At 63.4% G+C, this 18,663-nt stretch carries 23 protein-coding genes; 15 read left to right on the forward strand and 8 right to left on the reverse strand.

Going from position 1 to position 18,663, the window contains the following annotated elements:
• The first annotated feature begins 190 nt into the window (after positions 1 to 190).
• The 10 genes from ABFC66_RS09210 (at position 191) to ABFC66_RS09255 (ending at position 9,601) form a co-directional block, all read left to right on the forward strand.
• Positions 191 to 1,042, forward strand: coding sequence for an OmpA family protein (locus ABFC66_RS09210; protein WP_346740654.1), 852 nt, complete (start codon positions 191 to 193; stop codon positions 1,040 to 1,042).
• Between the two features lie 152 nt (positions 1,043 to 1,194).
• Positions 1,195 to 3,078 (forward strand): M3 family oligoendopeptidase, encoded by a 1,884-nt coding sequence (locus ABFC66_RS09215; RefSeq protein ID WP_346740655.1) that lies wholly within the window; start codon positions 1,195 to 1,197, stop codon positions 3,076 to 3,078.
• On the forward strand, positions 3,075 to 4,433 hold the full coding sequence (locus tag ABFC66_RS09220; protein WP_346740656.1) for an AarF/UbiB family protein: 1,359 nt from the start codon (positions 3,075 to 3,077) through the stop codon (positions 4,431 to 4,433). Before ABFC66_RS09215 ends, ABFC66_RS09220 begins: the two co-directional genes overlap by 4 nt.
• A gap of 27 nt (positions 4,434 to 4,460) precedes the next feature.
• Complete coding sequence (locus tag ABFC66_RS09225) at positions 4,461 to 4,916, forward strand: PaaI family thioesterase (protein ID WP_346740657.1); 456 nt, start codon at positions 4,461 to 4,463, stop codon at positions 4,914 to 4,916.
• Complete coding sequence (locus ABFC66_RS09230) at positions 4,913 to 5,896, forward strand: alpha/beta hydrolase (RefSeq protein ID WP_346740658.1); 984 nt, start codon at positions 4,913 to 4,915, stop codon at positions 5,894 to 5,896. The genes ABFC66_RS09225 and ABFC66_RS09230 overlap by 4 nt, the downstream gene beginning before the upstream one ends.
• Positions 5,897 to 6,030: 134 nt before the next feature.
• Positions 6,031 to 6,180: an aa3-type cytochrome c oxidase subunit IV gene (locus tag ABFC66_RS09235; RefSeq protein ID WP_346740659.1), complete on the forward strand. Its 150-nt coding sequence runs from the start codon at positions 6,031 to 6,033 to the stop codon at positions 6,178 to 6,180.
• Between the two features lie 126 nt (positions 6,181 to 6,306).
• Positions 6,307 to 7,437 (forward strand): Re/Si-specific NAD(P)(+) transhydrogenase subunit alpha, encoded by a 1,131-nt coding sequence (locus ABFC66_RS09240; RefSeq protein ID WP_346740660.1) that lies wholly within the window; start codon positions 6,307 to 6,309, stop codon positions 7,435 to 7,437.
• 1 nt (position 7,438) lies between these two features.
• The gene (locus tag ABFC66_RS09245) at positions 7,439 to 7,756 is read left to right on the forward strand and encodes a proton-translocating transhydrogenase family protein (protein ID WP_346740661.1); all 318 of its coding nucleotides are present in this window, start codon (positions 7,439 to 7,441) and stop codon (positions 7,754 to 7,756) included.
• A 12-nt stretch (positions 7,757 to 7,768) separates the two neighbouring features.
• Positions 7,769 to 9,181, forward strand: a complete 1,413-nt coding sequence (locus ABFC66_RS09250; RefSeq protein WP_346740662.1) for an NAD(P)(+) transhydrogenase (Re/Si-specific) subunit beta — start codon at positions 7,769 to 7,771, stop codon at positions 9,179 to 9,181.
• Positions 9,182 to 9,250: 69 nt separating this feature from the next.
• Positions 9,251 to 9,601, forward strand: a complete 351-nt coding sequence (locus tag ABFC66_RS09255) for a DUF6614 family protein (protein ID WP_346740663.1) — start codon at positions 9,251 to 9,253, stop codon at positions 9,599 to 9,601.
• 71 nt (positions 9,602 to 9,672) lie between these two features.
• Here the strand turns inward: ABFC66_RS09255 and rpsU are convergent, their stop codons facing one another.
• The gene (rpsU, locus tag ABFC66_RS09260) at positions 9,673 to 9,900 is read right to left on the reverse strand and encodes a 30S ribosomal protein S21 (RefSeq protein ID WP_346740664.1); all 228 of its coding nucleotides are present in this window, start codon (positions 9,898 to 9,900) and stop codon (positions 9,673 to 9,675) included.
• A 196-nt stretch (positions 9,901 to 10,096) separates the two neighbouring features.
• Here rpsU and def point away from each other — a divergent pair, with 196 nt between their 5' ends.
• Positions 10,097 to 10,675 carry a peptide deformylase gene (def, locus tag ABFC66_RS09265; RefSeq protein ID WP_346740665.1) on the forward strand — a complete coding sequence of 193 codons (579 nt, stop codon included), beginning with the start codon at positions 10,097 to 10,099 and terminating at the stop codon, positions 10,673 to 10,675.
• Positions 10,668 to 11,351: a COQ9 family protein gene (locus ABFC66_RS09270; RefSeq protein ID WP_346740666.1), complete on the forward strand. Its 684-nt coding sequence runs from the start codon at positions 10,668 to 10,670 to the stop codon at positions 11,349 to 11,351. Before def ends, ABFC66_RS09270 begins: the two co-directional genes overlap by 8 nt.
• Here the strand turns inward: ABFC66_RS09270 and ABFC66_RS09275 are convergent.
• The 4 genes from ABFC66_RS09275 to purE form a co-directional block, all read right to left on the reverse strand.
• The gene (locus ABFC66_RS09275) at positions 11,336 to 11,953 is read right to left on the reverse strand and encodes a PAS domain-containing protein (protein WP_346740667.1); all 618 of its coding nucleotides are present in this window, start codon (positions 11,951 to 11,953) and stop codon (positions 11,336 to 11,338) included. The two genes, ABFC66_RS09270 and ABFC66_RS09275, sit on opposite strands and share 16 nt — an antisense overlap.
• Before the next feature lie 91 nt (positions 11,954 to 12,044).
• Complete coding sequence (locus tag ABFC66_RS09280) at positions 12,045 to 12,614, reverse strand: PAS domain-containing protein (protein WP_346740668.1); 570 nt, start codon at positions 12,612 to 12,614, stop codon at positions 12,045 to 12,047.
• A 51-nt stretch (positions 12,615 to 12,665) separates the two neighbouring features.
• Positions 12,666 to 13,808, reverse strand: a complete 1,143-nt coding sequence (locus ABFC66_RS09285) for a 5-(carboxyamino)imidazole ribonucleotide synthase (protein ID WP_346740669.1) — start codon at positions 13,806 to 13,808, stop codon at positions 12,666 to 12,668.
• Positions 13,777 to 14,268 carry a 5-(carboxyamino)imidazole ribonucleotide mutase gene (purE, locus tag ABFC66_RS09290; RefSeq protein WP_346740670.1) on the reverse strand — a complete coding sequence of 164 codons (492 nt, stop codon included), beginning with the start codon at positions 14,266 to 14,268 and terminating at the stop codon, positions 13,777 to 13,779. Before purE ends, ABFC66_RS09285 begins: the two co-directional genes overlap by 32 nt.
• A 210-nt stretch (positions 14,269 to 14,478) precedes the next feature.
• On the opposite strand from purE, the gene ABFC66_RS09295 reads away from it, so the two are divergent.
• Positions 14,479 to 15,201: a GGDEF domain-containing protein gene (locus tag ABFC66_RS09295; protein ID WP_346740671.1), complete on the forward strand. Its 723-nt coding sequence runs from the start codon at positions 14,479 to 14,481 to the stop codon at positions 15,199 to 15,201.
• A gap of 6 nt (positions 15,202 to 15,207) precedes the next feature.
• Here the strand turns inward: ABFC66_RS09295 and ABFC66_RS09300 are convergent, their stop codons facing one another.
• A complete protein-coding gene (locus ABFC66_RS09300) occupies positions 15,208 to 15,414 on the reverse strand; it encodes a DUF465 domain-containing protein (protein WP_346740915.1) in 207 nt (68 codons plus the stop codon).
• A gap of 143 nt (positions 15,415 to 15,557) precedes the next feature.
• On the opposite strand from ABFC66_RS09300, the gene ABFC66_RS09305 reads away from it, so the two are divergent.
• Complete coding sequence (locus ABFC66_RS09305; protein ID WP_346740672.1) at positions 15,558 to 16,043, forward strand: TIGR02444 family protein; 486 nt, start codon at positions 15,558 to 15,560, stop codon at positions 16,041 to 16,043.
• On the opposite strand, the gene ABFC66_RS09310 is transcribed toward ABFC66_RS09305, so the two are convergent.
• Entirely contained in the window at positions 16,044 to 16,655 is a 612-nt protein-coding gene (locus tag ABFC66_RS09310) for a UbiX family flavin prenyltransferase (protein WP_346740673.1), read from the reverse strand.
• Between the two features lie 109 nt (positions 16,656 to 16,764).
• Between ABFC66_RS09310 and ABFC66_RS09315 the strand changes: the two genes are divergently transcribed.
• Positions 16,765 to 16,944 (forward strand): DUF465 domain-containing protein, encoded by a 180-nt coding sequence (locus tag ABFC66_RS09315; protein WP_152215619.1) that lies wholly within the window; start codon positions 16,765 to 16,767, stop codon positions 16,942 to 16,944.
• An 86-nt stretch (positions 16,945 to 17,030) separates the two neighbouring features.
• Here ABFC66_RS09315 and ABFC66_RS09320 read toward each other — a convergent pair whose 3' ends face one another.
• On the reverse strand, positions 17,031 to 18,659 hold the full coding sequence (locus ABFC66_RS09320) for an acyl-CoA synthetase (RefSeq protein WP_346740674.1): 1,629 nt from the start codon (positions 18,657 to 18,659) through the stop codon (positions 17,031 to 17,033).
• Positions 18,660 to 18,663: the final 4 nt, after the last annotated feature.

Consider the following 18,663-nt stretch of genomic DNA (forward strand, 5'->3'; position numbering starts at 1 on the left):
GGCCGTATCGGACCCGAAATGGTGTTGCCATCGTGTAACTTTGGGGGCCGAACTTAAGCATCCGTGGCAATACGTATTGATGGCCCAACGGCATCCGTGCGATTAAATGAACTGGATAAGGATTACCGGTGGGGTCCGGGCCGCCCGTTGCTATGTCGGGGGGTTGAGCAAAATAACGACGGAGATTGGGATGAAAATCATATCCCGGCTTGTAGCGTTGGGGACCTTCCTCGTGCTGGCTGGTTGCGGCACCTGGACTGCTGAATCGTATCTGCACGAGACGATCAGCGGCGACTCCTTCAACGCGTGCCTGGCGCGCGAATATCAGGAAAGAGCGACCTCGGAAGCCTATGTCGACTGCAATTGGGCCGACACGGCGACGATCGTCGAAAAGGGCCGTGCCGCCGCTGCTGGCGAAACGGTTCTGCCGTGGGATCCGGCCACGCGCGGCGTGCTGCCGAGCGATCTGCCTGAACTGCAGGACGCCCGTGCGAAGCTGCTCGCGGCGCTCGACAATGGCGGCCGCACCGATCCGGCGCGCGCTTGCGCCTGCGCCAAGGCGCAGCGCTACTATGACGGCTGGGTGGAGCAGGCGAGCGATAACAAGCTCGGCGAGAATGGCTCCTGGCTCGGCGGTGAGGGTGGCCCGGTACAGCCGGAGCGTGTGAAGGCTGAGAAGGCTGCCTTCTACGAAGCCCTGACGAAGTGCGAAGTTGCGAAGGTCGTAGGCGGACCCTGGACCATCTACTTCGGCTTCAACAAGTTCAACCTGACGCAGGAAGCGCAGGCTGTGATCCAGGAAATCGCGAAGTCGTCGGCCAGCACGTTCGCTGTCGTCGGCCACACCGATACCTCGGGCAGCAAGGCCTATAACCAGGCCCTCGGCGAGCGTCGTGCGAAGTCGGTGGCCACGGCCCTGACGGCGAACGGCAAGGCGGTCGAGAGCGCGGCCTCGGACGGCGAGACGAACCTCGCGGTTCAGACTGGCGACGGCGTGCGTGAGCCGCTCAACCGCCGTGCGATTGTTACCGTCGTCAAATAAGTCTGACGATCGGCTACGAAATGAAGCCCCGGCCGAAAGGCCGGGGCTTCTGCTTTTGGGCGATTCTTTCCGGGGTATCCGGTTGATTGGGCGGGGGCGGCGCGCGATATAGGTTGGAAGCGTCAAAGACCTCCTCCGGAGCCTTGCAGTCCATGCCCTTCTCCCCCCGATTCGCGCCTGTCACTCACGCCTCCACGCCCGTCGTTCGGAACGCCGCCGGCGCCGCCGGCGCCGCCGCAGCGGCCGCCCGGTCCGATCAATTCGGCGAGCTGCCCGTCTGGGATCTGAGTGACCTCTATGCCTCGCCTGAAGCGCCCGAAATTGCCCGCGACCTTGCGCGGGCTGCGGCAACGGCGAAGGATTTTGCCGCGCGCTACCGGGGCAAGCTCGCTGCCCTGATCGCCGAGCCGAAGGGTGGCGAGGCTCTGGCCGAGGCGATTCGCACCTATGAGGCGCTGGAAGACACGCTTGGCCGCATCATGTCCTATGCCGGCCTGCTCTATGCGACCGACAACACCAATCCGGTCTACGCGAAATTCTATGGCGACATGCAGGAGCGCGTGACGCAGATCACGACCGATCTCCTGTTCTTCGCGCTGGAATTGAACAGGATCGACGAGGCTGCCTTGCAGGCGGCGCTGAAAGCGCCCGGCCTTGCCCATTACGAGCCCTGGCTGCGCGATCTCCGCGCCATGCGGCCCTATCAGCTGTCGGACGAAATCGAGACTCTGCTGCATGAGAAGAGCGTTACCGGCCATGCCGCATGGAATCGTCTGTTCGACGAGACGCTGGCGCGCCTGACCTTCGATGTGGATGGCGAGACCCTCACCTCCGAAGGCGCGCTGCACCGGCTTGCCGACCGCGATCCCGCGCGGCGCAAGGCGGCGGCGGAAGCGTTGGCAAAGACCTTCTCCGCCAATACGGCCACCTTCGCGCTGGTGACCAACACGCTCGCCAAGGACAAGGAGATCGAGGACCGCTGGCGCGGCTTCAAGGACATTGCCGACTCGCGTCATCTTGCAAATCGCGTGGAGCCCGAGGTGGTGGCTGCGCTGGTCGGCGCCGTGCAGCGCGCCTATCCGGCGCTGTCTCACCGCTACTATGCGCTGAAGGCGAAGTGGCTCGGCCTCGACAAGCTCGAATACTGGGATCGCAATGCGCCGCTGCCGGAGGCAGACGACGCGACGATCCCATGGGAGCGCGCGAAGGAGACAGTGCTCTCCGCTTATCGGGGCTTCACGCCGCAGATGGCCGAGATCGCGCAGCGCTTCTTCGAGCGCGGCTGGATCGACGCGCCGCTGCGCCCGGGCAAGTCGCCGGGCGCTTTCGCGCATCCGACGGTGCCGAGCTCGCACCCCTTCGTTCTGGTCAACTATCAGGGCAAGACGCGCGATGTGATGACGCTCGCCCATGAATTGGGCCATGGCGTCCATCAGGTGCTCGCCGCGCGGCAGGGCGCGCTGATGGCGGACACGCCGCTGACGCTTGCCGAAACCGCCAGCGTCTTTGGCGAGATGTTGACCTTCAGAAAGCTCCTCGCCGATACGACCGATCCAAAGCGGCGCAAGGCGATGATCGCGGGCAAGGTCGAGGACATGCTCAACACCGTCGTCCGGCAGACGGCCTTCTATACCTTCGAGCGGCGCGTCCACACGGCCCGCCGCGAAGGAGAGTTGACGGCGGAAGCCATCGGCAGGATCTGGCTCGACGTGCAGAGCGAGAGCCTTGGGCCCGCCTTCCATTTCGCGCCGGGCTACGAGACCTATTGGTGCTACATCTCGCACTTCATCCATGCGCCGTTTTACGTCTACGCCTATGCCTTCGGCGACTGCCTCGTGAATTCGCTCTATGCGGCCTTTGAGCAGGCGTCGGAAGGCTTCGCGGAGCGTTATCTCGCCATGCTGGCCGCCGGCGGAACCATGCGCCACAAGGAGCTGCTTGCGCCCTTCGGCCTCGATGCCAGCGATCCGACGTTCTGGGACAAGGGCCTTTCTGTGATCAGTGGTCTGATCGATGAGCTGGAGCGGGGTGAGTGACGAAAAAGCCCGACGACGAGGCCAACCGGCTGCGGCGGCGCGTGAAGCGCTATGCGCAGGTCGGCGCCGGCGTCGGCGGACTTGCAGCGAAGTTCGCTGGCCAGCGCATGTTGGGCCTTGCCTCGGACAATGACCGCACGGCCCGCGAGCTGAAACTGGCGCTTGGCGGGCTCAAGGGCCCGATCATGAAGGTCGCGCAGATGCTGGCGACCATTCCCGATGTCGTGCCGCCGGAATTCGCCGCCGAGCTCTCCAAGCTGCAATCCTCCGCGCCGCCGATGGGATGGCCCTTCGTGAAGCGGCGCATGCGCGCCGAACTGGGGCCGAACTGGGAAAGCCGCTTCGCGACATTCGAGCATGATGCAGCCGCCGCCGCCTCTCTCGGACAGGTGCACCGGGGCCTGGGGCTCGACGGCACCAGGCTTGCGGTGAAGCTCCAATATCCGGACATGCAGTCAGCGGTCGATGCCGATCTCACGCAGCTCGGCATGATCTTCTCCATTTATCGCCGCATCGATGCCGCCATCGACACGCGCGAGATCTATGCCGAGATCCGCGAGCGGCTGCGCGAGGAACTCGACTATGCGCGCGAGGCCGCGCATATGCGCCTCTACGCGGCGATCTTCGCGAAGGACAAGCGCGTCGCTGTGCCGGAAGTGATCGACGAGCTTTCGACCGCGCGCCTGCTCACCATGACCTGGCTTGACGGCGCGCCGCTGCTGTCCTTCCGCGAGCATGGACTCGAGGAGCGGAACCGCATTGCGGAGGCCATGTTCGCCGCCTGGTGGTTTCCATTCAGCCATTACGGCGTCATTCATGGCGACCCGCATCTCGGCAATTACACGGTGCGGCCCGATCTCGGGATCAATCTGCTCGACTATGGCTGCATCCGCGTCTTTCCCGCCGCCTTCGTCGCCGGCGTGGTCGAGCTCTACCGCGCGCTCGAAACGGACGATCGCGACCGCGCGGCCGCAGCCTATGAAAGCTGGGGCTTCGGCAATCTTTCGAGCGAACTCATCGACGTGCTCAATGTCTGGGCGCGGTTCATTTATGCACCCATGCTGGACAATCGTGTACGGTCCGTCGCCGATGGCGTCAGCGCCGCCGAGTATGGCCGCAAGGAAGCCTTTCGCGTTCACCAGGCGCTGCGAAAGCTGGGCCCTGTTACGCCGCCGCGCGAATTTGTCTTCATGGACCGCGCGGCGATCGGCCTTGGCGGCGTCTTCCTGCATCTCGGCGCGGAACTCAATTTTTACCGGCTCTTCAACGAGGCGATCGACAAGTTCGATCCGAGCGCTCTTGATAAGCGCCAGAGCGCCGCACTAAAGAAGGCTGGAGTGCCGAAACCCCGGTAGAGAACCTTCCCCAATCGAGTAGCTGACATGACCGACGATCTCCTTGAAGAATCCGCCTTTCGCCTGCCCGAGGGCTATGAGTCCATGAACTGGGTGCGCGGCTTCGGGCGGCAGGTCGGTCCGCTTTACGAGCGCATCAACGCTGACGGCACCTATACCCGTGCCTTCCTCGTGCAGGACCATCACACCAATGGCATGGGCAACTGCCATGGCGGCATGCTGATGGCCTTCGCGGATGTGGCCTTCGGCCATGCGGTGAGCATGGCGGAACATCGCTACTGGGTGACGGTGCGGCTGCTGACCGACTTCCTCTCCTCGGCCAAGGTGGGCGAATGGGTGGAAGGCACCGGCGAGGTGATCGGGCGCGAAGAGGATTTCTACACCGTGCAGGGCCGCATATGGTGTGGAGAGCGGACGATCATGACGGGCACGGGCGTCTTCAAGACGCTGGGCGAACGGCCCGCCAAGCCGGAGGCGAAATGAACGAACCTTTCGACAAGGAACCCGATCCCGAACTCGGGCCCTTCATCGAGACGCCGCCGCTCTGGTTCGAGCGCGCCATCGCCACGCCTGCCGAGAGCCGCCATGTGACGGTAGAGGGAACTCCGGTTCACTATCTCCACTGGGGCGACCCGAAAAAGCCGGGCTTGCTGCTCGTTCACGGCAATGGCGCCCATGCGCACTGGTGGTCCTTCATCGCGCCCTTTCTCGCACGGGAATATTCCGTCGCCGCCATCGACATCTCGGGCATGGGCGACAGCGGCTGGCGCGATCACTACACGCTGGAAACCTTCGCAGCTGAGCAGATCGCCGTTTGCGAGGATGCGGGCTTTTTCAAGAATGAAGAACCGCCGATCATTGTCGGACATTCCTTCGGCGGCTTCGTTACCATCGTCACAGGTTCGCTTTACGGCGACCGGCTGGCGGGAACGATCATTGTCGACAGTCCCGTTAATCCGCCCGATCGCAAGAGCGGTCCGCCCGATCGCGCCTTCCGCCCGCATCGCATCTATCCGTCGATGGACGTAGCGCTGGAACGCTTCCGCCTCGCGCCGCCGCAGCCCTGCGCCAATCGCTACATCATGGAATTCATCGCGCGGCATTCGCTGAAGGAAGTGCCGAACCCGGAGGGCGGGCAGGGCTGGACGTGGAAATTCGATCCGGCTATCTGGCAGCGTTTCGACATCGGCGACATGAGCGCGCGGCTTGCGGCCACGCGCTGCCGCATCGCCATCATGCGCGGCGAATTCTCCGCGCTACTGCCGCCGGAGATCGGCGACTACATGTTCACGCTGCTCGGCCGTTCTGCACCAGTGATCGAAATTCCGCTGGCGCATCATCACGTCATGCTCGACCAGCCGCTGGCCTTCATCGCCGCGCTGCGCGCGCTCCTTGCCGACTGGGATCATTCGAAGCCGACGCGCCGCGTCGATCTCATCGCGAAGGCACCCTTCAAGGTCTGAGTAGGCCATTGCTTTGCAAAAGTGCGCCACGCAGCTGTAGAATGCTGGACCGCACGGCGCCTTGCATGTGCTTGCCCCAGCGCGGACCTTTGTTATAGTCCGCGCAAAGTTCATGTTTTCAGGAGGGCTGTAAAATGGCGGAGAGCAAGGCTCAGTCGGGTTGGGGCGCGGAAATGAATGCCGAGGAGCACATCGGCACCTATGACGCATTCATCAAAGGCTCGAAGTGGGGCATCGGCGCGCTCGTCGTTCTTCTCATTCTGATGGCGATCTTCCTTCTCTGAAGATTGAGCCCGGCAGGGTCCGGGTTGACAGCACATCTCAGGCCAACTAATTAGACTAATTCTAATTAGCACGAACGTCCGGCTCTGCCGGGCGTTCTGCTTGTCGCCAGGAGCAGACAAAAACCCATGAAACTCGCGATTCCCAAAGAGCGGCTGGACGGCGAGACGCGAGTCGCAGCCTCGCCCGAAACAGTGAAGAAGCTCGTCGGCCTCGGCCTCGAGGTTGTCGTCGAAACCGGCGCCGGCGCTCATGCGAGCTTTTCGGATGCGGTCTATCAGGAAGCGGGCGCGAAGATCGCCGCTTCCGAGGCAGACGCCCTGAAAGACGCAGACATCGTCTTCAAGGTGCGCGGCCCCTCGGATGAGGAACTTCCGCTTTTCAAGAAGGGTGCCTTCCTCGCCGCGATCCTGAACCCCTATGGCGACCGGCCGCGCATCCAGAAGCTGGCCGCGCAGGGCATCGATGCCTTCGCCATGGAATTCATGCCGCGCATCACCCGCGCCCAGTCGATGGACGTGCTGTCCTCGCAGTCGAACCTCGCGGGCTACAAGGCGGTCATCAACGCGGCGGCGGCGTTTACCCGCGCCATGCCGATGATGATGACGGCGGCAGGCACAATCGCGCCCGCCCGCGCCTTCATCATGGGCGTCGGCGTCGCGGGCCTTCAGGCGATTGCCACGGCGAAGCGCCTCGGCTGCATCGTCTCGGCGACCGACGTGCGCTCGACGACGAAGGAGCAGGTCGAAAGCCTCGGCGGCACCTTCGTCATGGTCGAGTCCGAAGAGTCGGGCGACGCGGCGGGCGGCTATGCCAAGGAAATGTCGGACGACTACAAGCGCCGTCAGGCCGAGCTTGTCGCCGAGCACATCAAGAAGCAGGACATCGTCATCACCACCGCGCTCATTCCGGGTCGTCCGGCGCCGGTCCTCGTGACGGAGGAAATGGTGAAGACGATGAAGCCGGGCTCGATCATCGTCGATCTCGCGGCCGAGCGAGGCGGCAACTGCCCGCTCACCGAGCCGGGCAAGACGGTGCAGAAGCATGGCGTCACCATCATCGGCGATCTCAATGTCGCCGCGCAGCTCTCGGTCGACGCCTCGGCGCTCTATGCGAAGAACCTGCTCAACTTCATCACGCCCATGATCGACAAGGAGACGAAATCCCTGAAGATCAACTGGGAAGACGAAACCATCACCGGCACCTGTCTCACCAAAGACGGCCAGATCATTCATCCGTCACTTCGCGAGGGCAACTGAGATGGAAGCGGCAGTCATCGATCCCATCGTCTTTCGGCTTGCGATTTTCGTGCTCGCGATTTTCGTCGGCTACTACGTCGTCTGGAGCGTCACTCCGGCGCTGCATACGCCGCTGATGTCGGTCACCAATGCCATTTCGTCGGTCATCATCGTCGGCGCGCTGATCGCCGTCGGCGTCGATCTGATGCAGGCGGGCGAGGCGGGCTGGATGTCCAAGGGCCTCGGCTTCGTTGCCGTGATCCTGGCTTCGGTCAACATCTTCGGCGGCTTCCTCGTCACACAGCGCATGCTCGCCATGTACAAGAAAAAAGATCGTTGAGGGGCCACGCACATGTCAGCCAATCTTTCGGCCCTTCTTTATCTCGTCTCCGGCGTCCTGTTCATCATGGCGCTGCGCGGCCTCTCGTCTCCTGAATCCTCTCGTCAGGGCAACCGCTACGGCATGATCGGCATGGCCATCGCCATCGCCACCACGCTCGCGGTGCTTCAGGCGCAGAACCAGACCACATGGGCGCTTGTCGTCGTCGGTGTCGTCATCGGCGGCGGCGTCGGCGCCGTCGTCGCGCGGCGCATCGCCATGACGGCCATGCCGCAGCTCGTCGCCTTCTTCCACTCGCTCGTCGGCCTTGCCGCCGTGCTGGTGGCCTGGGCCGCCTTCTTCTCGCCGGCCGCCTACGGCATCGGCGAGCTGGGCGCGATCCATCCGGGCAATCTCGTCGAGATGTCGCTTGGCGTCGCCATCGGCGCGATCACCTTCTCGGGCTCGATCATCGCCTTCGCCAAGCTCAACGGGAACATGTCCGGCGCGCCGATCATGCTGCCGGGCCGTCACCTCATCAATGCGCTGCTCGCCGCACTGATCGTCGGCGGTGTGGGCTATATCGTTGCCGACCCGTCGCATCAGTCGACCGAACTCTTCCTCGCGATCACGCTGATCTCGTTCGTGTTCGGTTTCCTGATCATCATCCCGATCGGCGGCGCGGACATGCCTGTCGTCGTGTCGATGCTGAACTCCTATTCGGGTTGGGCTGCGGCCGGCATCGGCTTCACGCTTGGCAATCTCGCGCTCATCATCACGGGTGCGCTGGTCGGCTCCTCGGGCGCGATCCTCAGCTACATCATGTGCAAGGGCATGAACCGCTCCTTCATCAGCGTCATCCTCGGCGGCTTCGGTGCCGACGCGGCAGCGGGCGCTGCGGGCGGCGGCAAGGTCGAGACGCGCCCCGTGAAGCAGGGTTCGGCGGACGATGCGGCCTTCATCATGAAGAATGCCGGCTCGGTCATCATCGTTCCGGGCTATGGCATGGCGGTCTCCCAGGCGCAGCACGCGCTGAAGGAAATGGCCGACCATCTGAAGAAGGAAGGCGTGAAGGTTTCCTACGCCATCCATCCCGTCGCGGGCCGTATGCCCGGCCACATGAACGTGCTGCTCGCGGAAGCGAACGTGCCTTACGATGAAGTCTTCGAGCTTGAAGACATCAACAACCAGTTCGCGCAGGCCGACGTCGCCTTCGTCATCGGCGCGAACGACGTGACCAACCCCTCGGCCAAGACCGATCCGAAGAGCCCCATCTTCGGCATGCCGGTCCTCGACGTGGAAAAGGCGCGCACGGTTCTCTTCGTGAAGCGCGGCATGGCATCCGGTTATGCGGGTGTCGAGAACGAGCTCTTCTTCCGCGACAACACCATGATGCTCTTCGGCGATGCCAAGAAAATGGTCGAGCAGATCATCAAGGCGCTCTGATCGGCGGATATTCGGCTAGAGTCGGGCGGCGCCTTGAAAGAGGCGCCGCCCGTTTCATTTGGAGGGGAAATGGACATCTATCATGGCTGGTGCGACCTGAAGCCCGGCGTCCGCGACATGACCTTTGTCGAGGCCTTCAAGCGCTACATGGAGCATCTGAAGCGCGACGGGAAGGTCGAGAGCTACCGGCTCACGCGCCGCAAGCTCGGGCTTGGGCCCGCTCATCTCGGCGAGTTTCATTTCATGATCGAGGTGAAGGATCTGGCGCAGCTCGACGCCGCATTCTCCTTCGTGGCGACCCGGGCCGCTCCCATCGAGGATGAGCACCACAGCGTCAATTCGCTCGTCCAGAACGTCCAGTTCGCGCTCTACCGCGATTTCCCCGACGCCGTCCGCAAGGAGGGCGAGGAGAGTTTCTGAAGGAACGGCCAGCACAAACAAAAACGCCCCCGAATATCGGGGGCGTCTTCATTTCGGCCGGAGCCGAAGAATTACATGGCGCGGGGCTTCGCCGCGACGCCGCTCTCGCGCTGGGCGCGCTTGCGGGCCAGCTTGCGGGCGCGACGGATGGCTTCCGCCTTCTCGCGGGCGCGCTTCTCGGAGGGCTTCTCGTAGAAGTTCCGGAGCTTCATTTCGCGGAAAACGCCTTCACGCTGAAGCTTCTTCTTCAGTGCCTTCATGGCCTGGTCGACGTTGTTGTCGCGAACAAGTACCTGCACGAGCGAAAATCCTGTAGAATCAATGGGTTGGGCGAAGCGGGGAATCTCCCTCTACGCGCGAGCCGCTTATCTAGCAAAGGCGGGGCGAATTGTCCACCCCGGCAGCGACGTCTCGGTGCGGGACGTCTCGGTGCGGGACGTCTCGGCGCAGGCGGGGCCGGTTGCCGGAAAAGCGGAACGCCATCATATTCCCTCCATGGCCATATTGAAAATTGCCCGGATGGGGCACCCCGTTCTTTCCCGCGTCGCGGAGCCCGTGGCCGATCCCAGGGCGCCGGAAGCGCGTGCGCTGGTCGCCAGCATGGTGGAGACCATGATCGACGCCAACGGCGCCGGTCTCGCCGCGCCGCAGGTCTATGTGCCCCGGCGCGTCGTCATCTTCCAGGCGCCTCCCGAACGCATGCCCGAAGGTGTCGACGAAGAAGAAGCTTTCGACCACACCGCCGCTCTTACCGTGCTCATCAATCCCGAGATCGAGATCCTTACGAGCGAAATGCAGATGGGGTGGGAGGGCTGTCTCTCCGTGCCGGGGCTCCGCGGGCTCGTTCCGCGTCATACCGATATCGTCTATCGCGGCTACGGGCTCGACGGCCAGCCGATCGAGCGGCGGGCGAGGGGCTTTCACGCCCGCGTCGTTCAGCATGAATGCGACCATCTCGACGGGATTCTCTATCCGCAGCGGATGACCGATCTCCGCGACCTCATATTCGAATCCGAAGCGCGCCATCGCATGGAAGCCGAAGCCGCGCGGCAGAAGGAGAAGGCAGATGCCTGATCGTGCCCATGCGAAGAAGACCCGCCCCCGCGCCGATCATGTCGAGATCGCGCGTGAGAAAATCCTCGCGGCCGCTCTGCCCAATGTCGCCTTCGACGGCTGGACGACGCGGCTCATGAGCGACGCGGCGAAGGCGGCGGGCGTTGCCCATGGCGAGATGCGGCTCGCCTTCCCCGGCGGCATGCTCGATCTCGTCGATTACTTCCTCGCGGATGGCGACAGGCGCATGGAAGAGGCGCTGGCGGGGCGCAACCTCGCCGCGCTCAAGATACGCGACAGGATCACGCTTGCCGTCCGCACACGTATCGAGGTCGATTTCATGCGACGCGAGGCGGTGCGCCGCGCGGTGACGCTTTTCTCGCTGCCGACCTCCGGCACGCACGGTCCGCGCTCGCTCTACCGCACCGTCGATGCCATCTGGCGCGCCGTCGGCGACACCTCGGCGGATTTCAATTTCTATACGAAGCGCGCGACGCTCGCCGCGGTCTATTCCGCGGTAACGCTCCACTGGTTTGCCGACCATTCGGACGATTATGCCGACACATGGGCCTTTCTCGACCGGCGCATCGACGATGTGATGAGCTTCGAGAGAGTGAAAGCCAGCGTGAAAAAAGTTGCGAAGGCGCTGCCGGATCCGATCGGATTGCTCGGTCGCCTGCGCTACGGACGAGGCTGAGAGCCGCAGGGCGTTCCGTAGCCTATATCGATCCAGGTCACTTCGGTCACGCCGGCGACGACCGTCGTGCGCGGCCGGTTGGCCTCGAAGGCCAGCGTCTGGGCAGGCGTGTTCATGGCGATGACGCGGGGCTTGCCGCCCGCGGGCGGTCGAAGCGGCAGATAGAGACTTTCGACCTGCCCGATGCGTCCCGTCGAATAATTGTTCACATAGCGCATGTGAAGGCCGCAGGGCCTGAGCGCGATTTCGTGCAGTGTGCGGCCTGCTTCCGCGCGGCGTTCCTCCGGCAGGAGGTCGATCAGGTTCGAGCCGGTCGGATTGTGCCCAAGGCGCTCTACCACGGCGGTTCCGGCTAGGCGGTAGGTCGCGACGGTGGGCGCGTTCAATTCGAACAGGATGACTTCGGGCAGCCAGCGGACGATTGCGGAAGGCGCGAAGTCGCTGGCGTCCGGCATGCCGTCGCGCAGGGGCAGGCTCGTCCAGTAGTTGAAGAATTCCGCGATGGCAGTCGACTCGGTCTCCGGCCGTGCCGCGACGCGGCCGGGAGAGGGCGCTTGGGCGGCGAAGAATGAGTCGAGTTCATCTGTCGGTTCGGCGGTCATACGCAGCCTCAAATTGTTTCCGGCTCCGCGCCAGCGACATTCGGTGGATGATGCGCAGGAGGGGTTAACGACCGGTAAGTCGCGCCGATTTTCATATGGCTGACTGAGACGCCGCGGGTATGCCGAAGCCGAGGTCGATCCATTCGAGGTCGAGAATATTGGCGGCCGTTATGGTCAGGGGGCTGACAGTCTGCCAGTTGAGGATTTCCGTCAGGCGGACCAGGCTGACGAAGCAGGGCCATTCGGCTGTCCGCAAGGGGAGAAACAGGCATTCCGCGACGGCCTCCCGCCCGGAGCTGTAAATATTCTTGTAAGCCGAGAGTGCGCCGCAGGGCTGGTTGACGAGCATCGAATACCAGCGGCCCACGGTGTCGCGCATATCTTCGCGCTGATTGAGGAGGCTGTTCCGCCCCGTCGGGTCATAGCCAAAACGTTCGACGATGGCGGTGCCGACGAAGCGCAGATGGATGTCGGCGGCGGAGCGGACCTCCGAGATGAGGATGTCGGGCAGGAGATGCTGCAGGCGCAGCAGGTCGAAATCCTTGAGCGCAGGCACAGGCATGCCGTTCCGCACATCCTGCCAATAGGCGAAGAGGTCGGAAAATCCGCGATATTCGAATTGGCGAAGCGGTCGATCCGCTTCCCTTGCCGCGCTTTCCATGGCGTCGAAATCTCCCCCGTTTCAGGAACGGAGAAGTTTCGCGCAAGCGGATTAACGGGCTGTATCCGGCGGCAATGTTCCGAGCGGATAGAGGCGCGTGACATGGCCCATCTTGCGGCCGGCGCGCGCTTCGCTCTTGCCATAGAGATGGATGGCGAGGCCCGGTTCGCCCGCCAGTTTCAGCCAGTCATTTGCGTCGGCACCGATGAGATTCGTCATCACCGCATCGGAATGGCGGCTCGGGTCGCCGAGTGGCCAGCCGCAAATGGCTCGGATGTGCTGCTCGAACTGGCTGACCGTGCAGGCATCCTGCGTCCAGTGGCCGGAGTTGTGGACGCGCGGCGCGACCTCGTTGACGAGAATGCGCGGGCTCGCGCCTTCCGGCAGCAGGAACATTTCGACGCCCATCACGCCCACATAGTCGAGCTCCTCGACGATCTTCGAGGCGATGGCGCGGGCCTCGTCGGCAAGCGCGGGCGCAAGGGTCGCCGGCGCGAAGGTGCGGTCGAGGATGTGATGCTTGTGAACGTTCTCGACGGGGTCGTAGGCGGCCGTCTTGCCATCGAGCCCGCGGGCGACGATGACCGAAATCTCGCGCTCGAAGGGCACGAAGCCTTCAAGGATGGCGGGCTGGCGGCCGATGCTCTCGAATGCGGCCCGGGCCTCGGCGGGATTCGCGATCTTCGCCTGCCCCTTGCCGTCATAGCCGAAGCGCCGCGTCTTCAGGATGGCGGGCGTGCCGATCCGGGCGATCGCAGCCGCGAGCGAGGCTTCGTCGTCGACGTCCGCGAATGGAGCCGTGGGTATGCCATGCGAGGCGAGGAAGCTCTTTTCGACCGAGCGGTCCTGCGCGGTCGCCAGCGCAAGGGCGCCGGGGCGCACCGGAGCGTGCTCGCCAAGAATGCGGGCGGTTTCCGCCGGCACATTCTCGAACTCATAGGTCACGACGTCGACGCTGTCGGCGAAGCGGGCCAGTGCCTCGGCATCGTCATAGGCGGCGCGTGTCGCAGCGGCGGCGACATCGGCGGCGGGCGCCTCTTCGTCGGGGCAATAGATGTGGCAGGAAAGACCGAGTTCGGCGGCTGCGGTCGCGAGCATTCGGCCGAGCTGGCCACCGCCCAGAATGCCGATACGTCCGCCGGGTGCGATGATGGCCAAGGGACTACTCGTCAACGGGCTCTTCGCCGACGGCATCCGTCTGCGCGGCCCGGTAGGCGTCGAGGCGTCCGGCGAGCGCCGAGTCGGAAAGGGCGAGCACGGCGGCAGCGAGAAGGCCTGCATTCTTCGCGCCCGCCTCGCCGATGGCGAGGGTGCCGACCGGAATGCCGCCCGGCATCTGCACGATGGAAAGCAGGCTGTCCTGGCCGCTCAGCGCCTTGCTCTGCACCGGCACGCCGAAGACGGGCAGGGGGGTCATGGCGGCCGTCATGCCCGGCAGATGGGCCGCGCCGCCTGCACCTGCGATGATGACCTTGAGGCCGCGCCCGCGCGCCTGGGTTGCATATTCGACAAGCCGCTGTGGCGTGCGATGGGCCGAGACGATGCGCGCCTCGAAGGGGATTTCGAGCGCTTCCAGCACGTCCGCGGCATGTTTCATGGTCCGCCAATCGGATTGGCTTCCCATAATGATGCCGACCAGGGCCTGAGCTGTCATTTGCGCCTTCCATCAGGTCCGCCGGATGGACCTCCGGCGCGGAAAGCGAGGGAGTATAGGCATGAAGCCCCGCTTGGCAAGGCGGACTGTCCCGCAGCGGAACGTTTGGTGGCGCTTTACGCCGAATAATGGCATGGTTGTTTTATCAAGGATCGGTACCTAGCGGGGGCAGGAATCGGTGGCCGAGAGACAATACCTACAGGATCGGGCATGAAGATCGGCGACAGCAGGCCTCTCGGAGGCGTGAGGTCTTCGTCGGCAGGTGGTGAGCGCGGCGATGTGGCGGGCAGGTCCGTGGCCGACGGCGCTCGTGCGAGTGCCGATTCCATAAGTTTCCTCGGCATTCCGGAGGCCGAACTGACGCCGAGCGTCCGCGACGCGCTCATGTCCATCATGGCGGAAGTGGAGCGCCTGCGCCGTGAGATGAACGAAGTGCGCCGGCGTCTCAAGGATGCCGAGGATCTCGCCGACCGCGATCCGCTCCTCCCGGTCCTGAACCGGCGCGCCTTCATCCGGGAACTCTCCCGAGCCATCGCCCACGGGCGTCGCTACCGGGAGTCCGCCGGCCTCGCCTATTTCGATATCGACGATTTCAAGAGCGTCAACGACACCTACGGGCACGCGGTGGGCGATACCGCCTTGCGCCATCTGGCCGACCTGCTCAGCCAGCATGTGCGCGAGTCCGATATCGTTGGCCGGCTCGGTGGCGACGAGTTCGGCGTGATCCTCGCACGTGCGGACGAGAGGATGGCGCAGAGCAAGGCCAATGCGCTGGCGAAGCTCGTCGCGGACAACCCGCTGGTCCTCAACGGGGTGAAGATACCCCTGTCGATCTCCGTGGGTGCCATTGCTTTCTCCGGCGAAGACGAGCCTCAGGCCGCGCTCAACAGGGCCGATCAGGCCATGTACCGCGCGAAGCACCAGGCGGGCTGAAACGCCTCAGGCGATGATGTCGGGAAAGAGCTGGTCGTCGATTTCGCGGATGCGGTCGCGGAGGAACAGCTTGCGCTTCTTGAGACGTTTGATCTGCAGGTGGTCGGGGCTGGGCGTCTGTTCGATGGCAAGAATCGCGGTGTCGAGGTCGCGATGCTCTTCCTTGAGCCGCGCCAGCGCCATTTGAAGATCCTGTTCTTCCTGCTCGGTCATTGTCGTCCGACGATGAAGGGCACACGCCCATCCGGAAGAGACGGTGTCTCCTCCCTCTTTCGCTTCCCCATCTTTTATCGCTTCAATGGCGCGCAAGGGCAAGCCGATGATATGACGCATGAAGCGAAGTTTGGAGAGGGCACATGGCGACGGATGAGGGAGAGAAGTTCTGGCGCTTTTCGTGCGATCTCTATGCCCGGCCCGGCGTCGAGGCGGCGCTTCTTGCGCTGCAGGATGAGGATGGGCTCGACGTTTCGCTTCTGCTCTTCTGCCTTCATGCGGCGGCGCGCGGCGTAGCGGTGGATGCGCGGCTCGCCGCCTCCATGACCGCCATCGGCGAGGCTTGGGGTGCTCGCATAATCGCGCCGCTCCGCGCCGCGCGGCGGGGGCTCAAGAGCGTTGCGCCCGAGAGCGCCTTGCGGGTGGAGGTGAAGCGGCTGGAGCTCGATGCGGAGCGCGCCATGCATGCCGCGCTGGAAGTGCTTCTGCCGGAAGAGTGGAGCGTCGCCGGCGAAGCACGAGCGCTTGCGGAGCGGAACCTCGCGGCGTGGCTTGCTTGCAGGAACCTCGCCATGACCGAGTGGCGGCGGTCGCGCTTCGCCGTGCTGATCGCGCAGGCGTTTCCCTGATTACTTTTTCTTCACCCGGACCGGGCTCCGTCGGCCGCCCTTGACGTCCTCGCCCCAGCGACGCGTTTTCCCGGCATCGATGTCGAAGAGGTCGAGCACGCGGGCGACGGACTGCGTCACGATGTCGTCGACAGTCTTCGGCTTCGTATAGAAAGCGGGCACCGGCGGCGCGATGATGGCGCCGATTTCCGAGAGATGCGTCATCGTGCGCAGGTGACCGGTGTGAAGCGGCGTTTCGCGCACCATCAACACGAGGCGGCGGCGCTCCTTCAGAACGACATCGGCGGCGCGCGTCAAAAGGTTCGACGTCACGCCCGTCGCAATTTCGGACATGCTGCGAATGGAACAGGGCGCGACGATCATGCCGAGCGTCTTGAACGAGCCGCTGGAAATGGCCGCGCCGACATCCGTAATCTGGTAACGCGTGTGCGCGAGCGCGTCGATTTTTGAGGCGGCGATATCCATCTCGTAACCGAGCGTCATCTCTGCCGCCTTGGTCATGACGAGATGTGTTTCGATATCGAGCGAACTGAGGATTTCAAGCAGGCGAACGCCATAGGCGACGCCGGATGCGCCGGAAATTCCAACGATGATGCGTTTGGGTTCGCTCATAGGTCTTGATTTACAATCTCTTTGCACTAATGGCGAGAGGTGTTCGACAAGGCTTCAAAAAAGAGTCATGCTTTTGTCGTGATACCGTCTTAACGGAAGGTAGGTAGACATGGCTTTGGAGTCGCATATTGCCGAGCTTCGCGATCGGCATCGGTCCCTGGAACGGGAAATCCAAAACGAAATCCTCCACCCATCGAGTGACAACCTCCGAATAGCACAACTCAAGAAACACAAGCTTCGGCTGAAGGAAGAAATAGAACGTCTGGAAGGCAAAAAGTCAGCCGCCTGACGAATTTCCCCGAACAGGGTCTGAACTGCGACAGCGCCGGGCTGGCAACGCCCGGCGCTTTGTTATTTGTGGCGACTTCGCGCCCGTCAGATCTTTCCGGCCATGTCGCGCAGCTTGAACTTCTGGATCTTACCGGTCGACGTCTTGGGCAGGTCTGTGAAAACCACGGTCTTCGGGCATTTGAAATGCGCGAGATGGCTGCGGCACCAGGCGATGATCTCGGCCTCCGTCACCGTCGCGCCGGAGCGCAGCGTGATGAAGGCGCATGGGGTTTCGCCCCATTTCTCGTCGGGTCGCGCGACGACGGCGGCCTCGATGATGTCGGCATGCTTGTAGAGAACGTCCTCGACCTCGATCGAGGAAATATTCTCGCCGCCCGAAATGATGATGTCCTTCGAGCGGTCCTTGAGCTGGATGTAATTGTCCGGGTGCCAGACGCCGAGATCGCCCGAATGGAACCAGCCACCTTCGAAGGCTTCCGCACTCGCCTTCGGGTTCTTGAGATAGCCCTTCATCACGACGTTGCCGCGGAACATGACCTCGCCCATGGTCTCGCCGTCGCGCGGCACTTCTTCCAGTGTCTCGGGATCGCGCACCGAGATGCCTTCGAGAACGGGATAGTTGACGCCCTGCCGCGACTTCACGCGGGCGCGCTCGTCAGGCTCCAGATCGTCCCATTCGTCGTGCCAGGCGTTCACCACGGCGGGGCCATAGGTTTCGGTCAGGCCATAGACATGGATGACGTTGAAGCCCTGATCCTCCAGCCGCTTGATGGTGGCGGCAGGTGGCGGCGCGGCTGCTGCGAAGAAATGCACCGTGTTCGGAAGTTTCCTCTTCTCCTCATCCTTCGCGTTGATGAGGAAGCCCATCACGGTCGGCGCGCCGCCCATATGGGTGACGCCATGGGTCGCGATGGCATCGAAGATGTTCTTTGCGGTCACGCGGCGCAGGCAGACATGCGTGCCAGCGATAACGCTTATCGACCAGGTGAAGCACCAGCCGTTGCAATGAAACATCGGCACCGTCCAGAGATAGACGGAATGATGCGTCATGCCCGCGGTGACGATATTGCCCATGGCGAGAAGATGCGCGCCGCGATGGTGATAGACGACGCCCTTCGGATTGCCTGTGGTGCCGGATGTGTAGTTGAGACTGATCGCCTGCCACTCGTCGGCAGGGAGCTGCCAGTTGAAGGCCGGGTCGCCCTTGGCGAGGAATTCCTCGTAGCCGATCTCGCCTATGGCCTCGCCGGGGCCGTCATATTCCGGATCGTCGATGTCGATGATGAAGGGTTTGACCTTGGCCAGCGCGACGGCCTCTTTCGCCAGTTCCGAAAATTCACGGTCGACGATCAGCACGCGGGCATTGCCGTGATCGAGCATGAAGCCGATGGCGGCGCCGTCGAGGCGGATGTTCATGGTGTTGAGCACGGCGCCGATCATCGGCACGCCGTAGTGAAGCTCAAGCATCTCGGGCGTATTCGGAGCGATCACGGCGACCGTATCGCCGAGCCCTATGCCCAGTTCGGAAAGAGCCGAAGCGAGGCGACGGCAGCGCGTATAGAGGTCGGCGTAATTGCGGCGGAGGCCGCCATGAATGACCGCGAGCTTTTCCGGGTAAACCTCCGCCGCGCGCTTCAGATAGGAGAGCGGCGTCAGCGGCTGGTAATTGGCCGGGTTCTTGTCGAGGTCGATTTCATAAGGATTGGTGGTCATGTAT

The sequence above is a fragment of the Parvibaculum sp. genome (assembly GCF_039680535.1).
Lineage (GTDB): Bacteria > Pseudomonadota > Alphaproteobacteria > Parvibaculales > Parvibaculaceae > Parvibaculum.

Coding starts and splice junctions, on each gene's coding strand:
- ABFC66_RS09315 (WP_152215619.1), top strand. CDS start 16,765: ATGGCTTTGGAGTCGCATATTGCCGAGCTTCGCGATCGGCATCGGTCC.
- ABFC66_RS09270 (WP_346740666.1), top strand. CDS start 10,668: ATGCCTGATCGTGCCCATGCGAAGAAGACCCGCCCCCGCGCCGATCAT.
- ABFC66_RS09295 (WP_346740671.1), top strand. CDS start 14,479: ATGAAGATCGGCGACAGCAGGCCTCTCGGAGGCGTGAGGTCTTCGTCG.
- ABFC66_RS09320 (WP_346740674.1), bottom strand. CDS start 18,659: ATGACCACCAATCCTTATGAAATCGACCTCGACAAGAACCCGGCCAAT.
- ABFC66_RS09235 (WP_346740659.1), top strand. CDS start 6,031: ATGGCGGAGAGCAAGGCTCAGTCGGGTTGGGGCGCGGAAATGAATGCC.
- ABFC66_RS09300 (WP_346740915.1), bottom strand. CDS start 15,414: ATGACCGAGCAGGAAGAACAGGATCTTCAAATGGCGCTGGCGCGGCTC.
- purE (WP_346740670.1), bottom strand. CDS start 14,268: ATGACAGCTCAGGCCCTGGTCGGCATCATTATGGGAAGCCAATCCGAT.
- ABFC66_RS09225 (WP_346740657.1), top strand. CDS start 4,461: ATGACCGACGATCTCCTTGAAGAATCCGCCTTTCGCCTGCCCGAGGGC.
- ABFC66_RS09210 (WP_346740654.1), top strand. CDS start 191: ATGAAAATCATATCCCGGCTTGTAGCGTTGGGGACCTTCCTCGTGCTG.
- ABFC66_RS09255 (WP_346740663.1), top strand. CDS start 9,251: ATGGACATCTATCATGGCTGGTGCGACCTGAAGCCCGGCGTCCGCGAC.
- ABFC66_RS09305 (WP_346740672.1), top strand. CDS start 15,558: ATGGCGACGGATGAGGGAGAGAAGTTCTGGCGCTTTTCGTGCGATCTC.
- ABFC66_RS09215 (WP_346740655.1), top strand. CDS start 1,195: ATGCCCTTCTCCCCCCGATTCGCGCCTGTCACTCACGCCTCCACGCCC.
- def (WP_346740665.1), top strand. CDS start 10,097: ATGGCCATATTGAAAATTGCCCGGATGGGGCACCCCGTTCTTTCCCGC.
- ABFC66_RS09310 (WP_346740673.1), bottom strand. CDS start 16,655: ATGAGCGAACCCAAACGCATCATCGTTGGAATTTCCGGCGCATCCGGC.
- ABFC66_RS09280 (WP_346740668.1), bottom strand. CDS start 12,614: ATGGAAAGCGCGGCAAGGGAAGCGGATCGACCGCTTCGCCAATTCGAA.
- ABFC66_RS09245 (WP_346740661.1), top strand. CDS start 7,439: ATGGAAGCGGCAGTCATCGATCCCATCGTCTTTCGGCTTGCGATTTTC.
- ABFC66_RS09275 (WP_346740667.1), bottom strand. CDS start 11,953: ATGACCGCCGAACCGACAGATGAACTCGACTCATTCTTCGCCGCCCAA.
- ABFC66_RS09230 (WP_346740658.1), top strand. CDS start 4,913: ATGAACGAACCTTTCGACAAGGAACCCGATCCCGAACTCGGGCCCTTC.
- ABFC66_RS09240 (WP_346740660.1), top strand. CDS start 6,307: ATGAAACTCGCGATTCCCAAAGAGCGGCTGGACGGCGAGACGCGAGTC.
- ABFC66_RS09250 (WP_346740662.1), top strand. CDS start 7,769: ATGTCAGCCAATCTTTCGGCCCTTCTTTATCTCGTCTCCGGCGTCCTG.
- ABFC66_RS09285 (WP_346740669.1), bottom strand. CDS start 13,808: ATGCCGTCGGCGAAGAGCCCGTTGACGAGTAGTCCCTTGGCCATCATC.